We start from the raw sequence: 8,980 nt of genomic DNA on the forward strand, positions 1-8,980 counted from the left end.
GTCCGGGCTGTCGTTCGAGGCCCCACGCATCCCGGTCGTCTCCAACCTGACCGGTGCCGTCGTCACGGATGACATGGCCTCGCCCGACTTCTGGGTGCGGCACGTCCGCGAGGCCGTGCGCTTCCTGGACGGTGTTCGTGTCCTGGAGGCCGAAGGAGTCACGACCTACCTGGAGCTCGGCCCGGACGGCATCCTGTCGGCGATGGCGCAGGAGTGCCTGAGGGGCGAGGCCGCGGCCCTCGCCCCGGTGCTGCGTAAGGGTCGCCCCGAGGCGGAGACCGCCGTCACGGCGCTCGCGCAGGCATACGTCCGAGGCGTGGAAGTGGACTGGCCCGGATTCTTCGCCGGGACCGGCGGAGGACTTGTCGATCTGCCGACATACGCCTTCCAGCGCAAGCGGTACTGGCCGGAGGCGGCACTGACCAGCATGACCGGCAACACCCCCGCCGGTGGGACCGTGGACTCAAGCGATGCCCGGTTCTGGGATGCCGTCGAGCGCGAGGATCTGGGCTTGCTGCTGGCGGAGTTGGATGTCTCCGGTGATGCGTCGCTGGGTGAGGTGCTTCCGATGTTGTCGGCGTGGCGTCGGCAGGGTCGGGAGCGGACGGAGGTGGACGGCTGGCGGTACCGGGTGGTGTGGAAGCCGCTGGCCGAGGCTTCCGGCGCACGGTTGTCCGGGGAGTGGCTGGTGGTCGTGCCGGCCGGGGACACGAGTGACTCGCTGGTGGTGGACGCACTGGCAGAGCGTGGTGCGGAGGTGCGCCGGGTCGAGGTCGAGCCGGGCACGGATCGCGTTGCGCTGGCGGGACTCGTTGCCGGCGAGTACGCGGGTGTCGTGTCGATGCTCGGGCTCGCTGAGTCGGTCTCTCTGCTGCAGGCCCTGGGCGATGCCGGTGTGGACGCCCGGTTGTGGAGTGTGACGCGTGGAGCCGTTTCGGTCGGCCGGTCGGACAGGCTGACGTCGCCCGTGCAGGCTCAGCTGTGGGGACTGGGCCGGGTCGCCGCCCTGGAGGTGCCGGAGCGCTGGGGTGGTCTGATCGACCTGCCGGAGGTACTCGACGAGCGCGCGCTGTCGCGCGTGGTCGGGGTGCTGGCGGGTTCTGGTGAGGACCAGGTCGCGGTCCGGTCGTCCGGGGTGTTCGGGCGACGGCTGGTGCGCGCGGCGCTGCCGGAGGGCACGGCGTCGTGGACCCCGTCCGGCACGGTGCTGGTGACCGGTGGCACGGGGGCGCTCGGACGTCACATCGCGAGGTGGCTGGCGGGTGCGGGTGCCGAGCGGCTGGTGCTGACCAGCCGGCGAGGCATGGACGCACCCGGTGCCGCGGAACTCGTTGCCGAGCTGGGCGTTGACGTCTCCGTCGTCGCCTGTGACGCCTCCGACCGCGACGCGCTGCGCGTCGTGCTCGCCGAGCAAGCCGGCTCGCTGACCGCGGTCGTGCACACCGCCGGCGTCCTGGACGACGGCGTCCTCAACTCGCTCACCCCGCACCGTCTCGAGACCGTCCTGCGGGCCAAGGCGACCTCCGCCCTCAACCTGCACGAGCTGACGACCGAACTCGGCATCACTCTCGACGCCTTCGTCCTCTTCTCCTCGACGAGCGGCACGATCGGCGCTGCCGGCCAGGGCAACTACGCGGCCGCGAACGCCTACCTCGACGCCCTCGCCGAGCAGCGCCGCGCCGACGGCCTGGCCGCGACGTCGATCGCGTGGGGCCCATGGGCCGAGGGCGGCATGGCGGCCGACGAGGCGATGGCCGCCCGGATGCACCGCGGCGGCATACCACCGATGGACGCGGCTCTGGCGGTCTCGGCCCTGCGGCGTGCGCTGGAGGCGGGGGACGCCGCCGTCGCCATCGCGGACATCGACTGGGAGCGCTTCGCGCCCGGCTTCACCTCCGTCCGGGGCAGCAAGCTCCTCGCCGATCTGCCCGAGGCCCAACGGGCCCTTGCTCCGCGTGCGGGCGAGGCCGGGGACGGCCGGAGTGGCGGGGACGCGGCACACGGTTCCGACTCGCTCGCGGAACGGCTGGGGAAGCTGAACGAGCCGGAGCGGGAGCGGGCGCTGCTCGACCTCGTGCGCGGGGAGGTGGCGGCGGTCCTCGGTCATGCCGGATCGGAGACCGTCGGCGCGGAGCGGGCATTCAAGGAGCTCGGCTTCGACTCGCTGACCGCCGTCGAGCTGCGCAACCACCTGGGTGCGGCGACCGGTATGCGGCTGCCGGCCACCCTGGTCTACGACTACCCGACGTCGGCGGCCCTCGCCGACTACCTGCGCGGGGAGCTGTTCGGCACGCAGCCGGTGGTGCCGGGCCCGGTCGTCGCCTCCGTACCGGTCGACGACGACCCCATCGCGATCGTGGCGATGAGCTGCCGCTTCCCGGGCGACGTGCGGACCCCGGAGGACCTCTGGCACCTGCTGGAGACCGGCACGGACGCGGTCGGGGAATTCCCGGCGGACCGCGGCTGGGACGCGGAAGCGCTGTTCGGTTCGCAGACAGTGGGCGAGGAGGTGCCGCCGTACGCCCAGGAGGGCGGATTCCTCTACGACGTGGCGGACTTCGATGCCGGCTTCTTCGGGATCTCGCCGCGCGAAGCAGTGGCGATGGATCCGCAGCAGCGGTTGCTGCTGGAGACGTCGTGGGAGGCGTTCGAGCGGGCCGGGATCGACCCCACCTCGCTGCGCGGCAGTCAGGCGGGCGTCTTCGTCGGCACGAACGGCCAGGACTACCTCTCCCTCGTGCTCGACTCCGCCGATCGTGACGGGGGTTTCCTCGGCACCGGTAACTCCGCGAGCGTGGTGTCGGGCCGTATCTCGTACGTCTTCGGCCTGGAGGGGCCGGCCGTGACGGTCGACACGGCGTGCTCCGCGTCCCTGGTGGCGCTGCACCTCGCGGCGCAGGCACTGCGCAACGGCGAGTGCTCGCTCGCCCTGGCGGGTGGCGTGACGGTCATGTCGACGCCGGGCGCCTTCGTGGAGTTCAGCCGCCAGCGCGGTCTCGCGGCGGACGGCCGGGTCAAGGCGTTCGCCGCTGCCGCGGACGGTACGGGCTGGGCCGAGGGCGTCGGCATGCTGCTGGTCGAGCGGCTGTCCGACGCCCGGCGGAACGGCCACCCGGTCCTCGCTCTCGTCCGGGGCTCGGCCGTGAACCAGGACGGTGCGAGCAACGGCCTGACCGCCCCGAACGGCCCCTCCCAGCAGCGCGTGATCCGCCAGGCCCTCGCCAGTGCCGGACTGTCGGCCACCGATGTGGACGTGGTCGAGGCGCACGGCACGGGCACCCGTCTGGGTGACCCGATCGAGGCCCAGGCCCTGCTGGCCACCTACGGTCAGGGCCGCTCGCCGGACCAGCCGCTGCTGCTCGGCTCGATCAAGTCGAACATCGGGCACACGCAGGCCGCGGCCGGTGTCGCCGGTGTGATGAAGATGGTGCTGGCGATGCGGCACGGCGTGCTGCCGCAGACGTTGCACGTGGACGAGCCGACGCCGCACGTCGACTGGACGGCCGGAGAGATCGCGCTGCTGACCGAGCAGCGGGAGTGGCCGGACACCGGCCGCCCCCGTCGGGCAGGCATCTCGTCCTTCGGTGTGAGCGGCACCAACGCGCACACGATCGTGGAACAGGCCCCGCCCGCCCCGCAGGTCGCTGACGCGGAGCCCGATCGGACGGACGAGGAGGACGCCGCGACGCCGTCGGTGTGGGTGCTGTCCGGCAGGACCGAGGCCGCCCTGCGCGACCAGGCGGAACGCCTGCGCGACCATCTCGCCGCCCACGGGGAGCCGAGTCCGCTCGACGTCGCCTTCGCGCTGGCGACCGGACGGGCGGTGCTGGACCACCGCGCCGCGATCGTCGCCGATCACCGCGAGGCGTTCGCCGACGGACTTGCCGTCGTGGTGGCGGGGGACTCCGCCGCGCAGGTGGTCCGTGGCGTGGCGGACACGGAACAACGGGTCGCTTTCCTGTTCACGGGGCAGGGCAGCCAGCGCCTCGGGACGGGACGCGAGCTGTACGGCACGTACCCCGTGTTCGCCGAGGCACTGGACGCGGTGTGTGCGAACCTCGACCGGCATCTCGAAGTGCCTCTCAAACACGTGCTGTTCGGGGACGACGTCGATGTCGTGAACCGCACGGAGTTCGCGCAGCCTGCGTTGTTCGCGGTCGAGGTCGCGCTGTTCCGGATGCTGGAGAGCTGGGGCGTGAAGCCGGACTACCTCTCCGGCCACTCCGTGGGTGAGCTCGCCGCCGCGCACGTCGCCGGGGTTTTCTCGCTGGACGATGCGTGCGCGCTGGTTGCCGCGCGTGGTCGGCTGATGCAGGCGTTGCCGGGCGGTGGGGTGATGATCGCGCTGGAGGCGTCGGAGGACGAGGTGCTGCCGCTGCTGGACGACCGCGTGAGCATCGCCGCCGTCAACGGTCCGCGCTCGGTGGTCGTCGCCGGTGACGAGGACGCCGCGGTCGGCATAGCGGCGTCGTTCGAGGGCCGGAAGTCGAAGCGGCTGACGGTCAGTCACGCGTTCCATTCCCCGCACATGGACGCCATGCTGGCGGACTTCCGCAAGGTCGCCGAGGGTCTGTCCTACGTCTCGCCCCGCATCCCCCTGGTGTCCAACCTGACCGGCGCCCTGGTGACGGACGAGATGGCGTCGCCCGACTTCTGGGTCCGGCACGTACGCGAGGCCGTCCGCTTCCTGGACGGCGTCCGCGCCCTGGAGGCCGCAGGCGTCACCACGTACGTCGAACTCGGCCCCGACGGCGTGCTCTCCGCCATGGCCCAGGACTGCGTGAGCGAGGAAGGCGCCGCCTTCGTGCCCGTCCTGCGCAAGGGCCGTCCCGAGCCGGAGACGGCGGTGTCCGCGCTCGCGCAGGCCCACACCCGTGGCGTCACGGTCGACTGGACCCGGTTCTTCGCCGGGACCGGCGCCCGCCACGTCGACCTGCCCACCTACGCCTTCCAGCGCGAGCGCTACTGGGCGGAGTACCTGCCCGAGTACGAGGACGTGGCGTCGGTCGGCATCGGCACGGCCGGACACCCGCTGCTCGGGGCCGCGGTCGAGCTGCCGAGCTCGGACGGCTTCGTCCTCACCGGCCGGCTGTCCACCCGCACGCACCCCTGGCTCGCCGACCACGTCGTTGCCGACACGGTTGTCCTTCCCGGCGCGGCCTTCGTCGAACTGGCCCTGCGCGCAGGTGAGGAGGCCGGGTGCGGCGGCCTGGACGAGCTGACGATCGAAGCGCCGCTCGCGCTCCCCGAGAAGGGTGCGGTGCAACTCCGCGTCACCGTGGGCGGGCCGGACGAACAGGGGCTCCGTCCCGTCCAGGTGCACAGCAGGCCCGACGCGGCGGCCGGCCCGGACGGACCCGCGAACGAAGTGGCGGAAGGGGAGTGGACCCGGCACGCCGACGGTCTGCTCTCCGCCGACGGCGCGGACCGGCCCGCGGCCGACGCCGCGAACGACGAGACAGCGGCGCAGTGGCCTCCTGCCGGTGCCGAGCCGGTCGCCCCGGACACGGTCCGGGACCGGCTGGCGGCCGCCGAGCTCTACCACGGCCCCGCCTTCCGCACGCTGACCCAGGTATGGGTGCGCGGCGACGAGGTCTTCGCCGAGGCCGGGCTGCCGCAGGAGCAGCAGGCGTCGGCCGGGCGGTACGCACTGCACCCGGCGCTGCTCGACACGGCCTCGCAGGTACTGGCCGCCGGCCCCTCCGGCACGGGCCGGACGGCCGTCGCCTGGCGCGGTCTGCGCCTGCATACCGTGGGCGCGGCCGCCGTGCGGCTCCACGTCGCGCCGGCCGGTGAGGACACCGCCTCCGTCGTCGTGGCCGACAGCACGGGCGGGCGGATCGCCTCCGTCGAGGCGCTGGTGACCGGGCAGCCCGACACCACCCGCTTCGCACCGGCACCCACGGGAGCCCGCGAGTCGCTGTTCCGGCTCGACTGGACCCCCGTGCGGACGACCGGAGCACGGACAGCCGCTGCCGCCCCCCTCGCGGTCGTCGGGGACTTCGCCGGCGCGCTGGAGCGGTCTGGCGTCGGCACGGAGACGTACGCCGACTTCGCGGCGCTCGACGCGGCCGTCGCGGCGGGCGGGACGATGCCGGGCACGGTGCTCGTGCCGCTGACCGGGACGACCGGCGCGCAGGCCGGCATCGACACGTCCGACGGCGTCGCGCGCCTCGCGGGCGAGGTGCGCGACACAGCGCACCGGGCCCTGGCCCTGGTGCAGGACTGGCTGGGCAACGGCAGGTTCGCCGGGGCGCGGCTCGTCGTCGTGACCCGGGGCGCGGTGGCCGTAGGCGCCGACGAGACCGAGGACCTCGCGCAGGCGCCGGTGTGGGGCCTGGTGCGTACGGCGCAGACGGAGAACCCGGACCGCTTCGTACTCGTCGACGTCGACGGGACCGACGCCTCCTGCCGGGTGCTGCCGGACGCCGTGGCCTCCACGGAGCCCGAACTCGCCGTGCGCGGGGGAGCGGTGTTCGCGTCCCGCCTGGTCAGGACTGAGGCGACAGGCACCGACAGCGCCGTTCGCCCCTTCGACCCCGAGGGCACCGTCCTGATCACCGGCGCCGGCGGCGGCCTGGCCGGGCTCGTCGCCCGGCATGTCGTGGAGGCGCACGGGGTGCGGCGGCTGCTGCTGGTGAGCCGGCGCGGTGCGGGGGCGGAGCACGCTGCGGAACTCACCGCACAACTGCGGGCCTCGGCTGCGGAGGTGACATGGGCGGCGTGCGACGTGGCCGACCGTGACGCGCTCGCCACCGTGCTCGCGGGGGTTCCCGCCGAGCATCCGCTCACCGCGGTCGTCCACATCGCGGGCGTCCTGGACGACGGGATCGTGGACCTGCTCACCCCGGAGCGGATGGACCGGGTGCTGCGGCCCAAGGCAGACGCGGCACTTCACCTGCACCAGCTGACGCGGCACCTCGACCTGTCGGCGTTCGTCCTCTTCTCGGCCGCCGCGGGCACGCTCGGCGGCGCCGGGCAGGCCAACTACGCTGCCGCGAACGTCTTCCTCGACGCGCTCGCGCGGCACCGCAGCCGCGACGGGCTCCCCGCGCTGTCCCTGGCCTGGGGCATGTGGGCCGAGGAGCGCGGCATGGCGGGCCGGCTGACCGAGGCGGAGCGGGGCAGGGTCGCCCGCGGCGGGATCGTGCCGCTTTCGGCGGACGAGGGCCTGGCGCTCCTGGACGCGGCCCTCGCGGCGCGGGAGCCCGTACTCGTACCGGTCGGGATCGACCTGCCCACCTTGCGGTCCAGGGCTGCGGACGGCGCGCTGCTGCCGATGTTCCGGGGCCTGGTGCGCACCCCCGCGCGCAGGACGGTGCGGGGCACGGGGAACGCGGCGGCCACGGTGGTGGACGGTGCGGACGAGCGCACGCCGGCCGAGCGCCTCGCCGGGCTTCCGGCGCCGGAGCGGGAGCGGACCGTCGTGGACCTGGTGCGCGGTCAGGTGGCCGCCGTCCTCGGGTACCGGTCGGCCGAACTCGTCGGGGACGGGCAGGCGTTCAAGGAGCTCGGCTTCGACTCGCTGACGGCGGTGGAGCTGCGCAACCGCCTGAGCGCCGCGAGCGGCCTGCGGCTGCCGGCCACCTTGGTCTACGACTACCCCAACCCGGCGGCCCTCGCCGGGCACCTGTTGGACGAGATGGCCCCGGAGCCGGCCGAGCGCGGGCTCTCGGTGCTGGAGGAGATCGGCCGGCTGGAGAGCACCTTCTCCTCGCTGACCCCGGAGGAACTGTCCGAGGCGGCGGCGGACGACGCCGCGCACTCGCGCGTGGCGGTGCGTCTGCAAGCGCTGCTCGCCCAGTGGAACGAGGCCCGTGGGACGACCGGCGAGTCCGGGGCCGACGAGATCGAAGAGGCCAGCGACGACGAGTTGTTCGCGCTCATCGACAAGAAGTTCGGCAAGGCGTGACTCGACACGTCGCGGACGCACCGCCGGCCACCGGCGGTGCGTCCGCCCCCGACCTCCGGACCTCCGGAACCCAGACCCCCGAACCGAGACATCCCGAGATCACGAGCACGTGCGAGAAGACTCCACGGTCTCGACCACGCGAATAGGTGAAGCGCCAGTGGCGAACGAAGCGAAGCTCCGCGAGTACCTCAAGAAGGTCACGACCGATCTCGACGAGGCGTACGGACGCCTGCGGGACATCGAGAGCCAGGCTCACGAGCCCATCGCCGTCACGGCGATGAGCTGCCGCTTCCCGGGCGGCGTACGTTCCCCCGAGGAACTGTGGGACCTGCTCGCCGCCGGCGGCGACGCGCTCACCGAGTTCCCCGCCGACCGAGGCTGGGAACTCGACGGGCTCTTCTCGGACGACCCAGACGAACCCGGCACGTCGATCACCCGCGAAGGCGGATTCCTTGCCGACGCCCCGGCCTTCGACGCCGGGTTCTTCGGGATTTCGCCGCGTGAGGCGCTGGCCATGGACCCGCAGCAGCGGCTGTTGCTGGAGACGGCGTGGGAGGCGTTCGAACGGGCGGGCATCGACCCGGGCACCCTGCGCGGCAGCCAGGCCGGTGTGTACGTCGGGGTCAACGGCTCGGACTACCTGACCCCGCTGCTGGAGGCCGCCGAGGACTACGCCGGTCACCTGGGCACCGGAAACGCAGCCAGTGTGATGTCCGGCCGCATCTCGTACACCCTCGGCCTCGAAGGCCCCGCGGTCACGGTCGACACCGCGTGCTCCGCCTCGCTGGTGGCGCTGCACCTGGCGGTGCAGGCGCTGCGGGCCGGCGAGTGCTCCATGGCGCTGGCCGGAGGCGTTCATGTGATGTCGACGCCGGGCCTGTTCACCGAGTTCTCGCGGCAGCGCGGCCTGGCTCCGGACGGACGCTGCAAAGCGTTCTCGTCCGCCGCCGACGGCTTCGGACCGGCCGAAGGCGTGGGTCTCCTCCTCCTGGAGCGGCTGTCGGACGCGCGGCGCAACGGCCGCCCGGTGCTGGCGGTGGTGCGGGGCTCCGCCATCAACCAGGACGG

Annotated in this window: 1 protein-coding gene and 1 pseudogene; both read left to right on the top strand. The window is 73.4% G+C overall.

Annotated features, from left to right (window positions below):
- Positions 1-4: 4 nt before the first annotated feature.
- Positions 5-7,912 (top strand): annotated as a pseudogene (locus tag ACP4J0_RS37850) (SDR family NAD(P)-dependent oxidoreductase); the annotation flags it as partial.
- 157 nt (positions 7,913-8,069) lie between these two features.
- A partial coding sequence (locus tag ACP4J0_RS37855; RefSeq protein ID WP_426603884.1) for a beta-ketoacyl synthase N-terminal-like domain-containing protein occupies positions 8,070-8,980 on the top strand: 911 nt, incomplete at its 3' end.

The sequence above is a fragment of the Streptomyces sp. WG7 genome (assembly GCF_049975785.1).
In the GTDB taxonomy this organism is placed as follows: Bacteria; Actinomycetota; Actinomycetes; order Streptomycetales; family Streptomycetaceae; genus Streptomyces.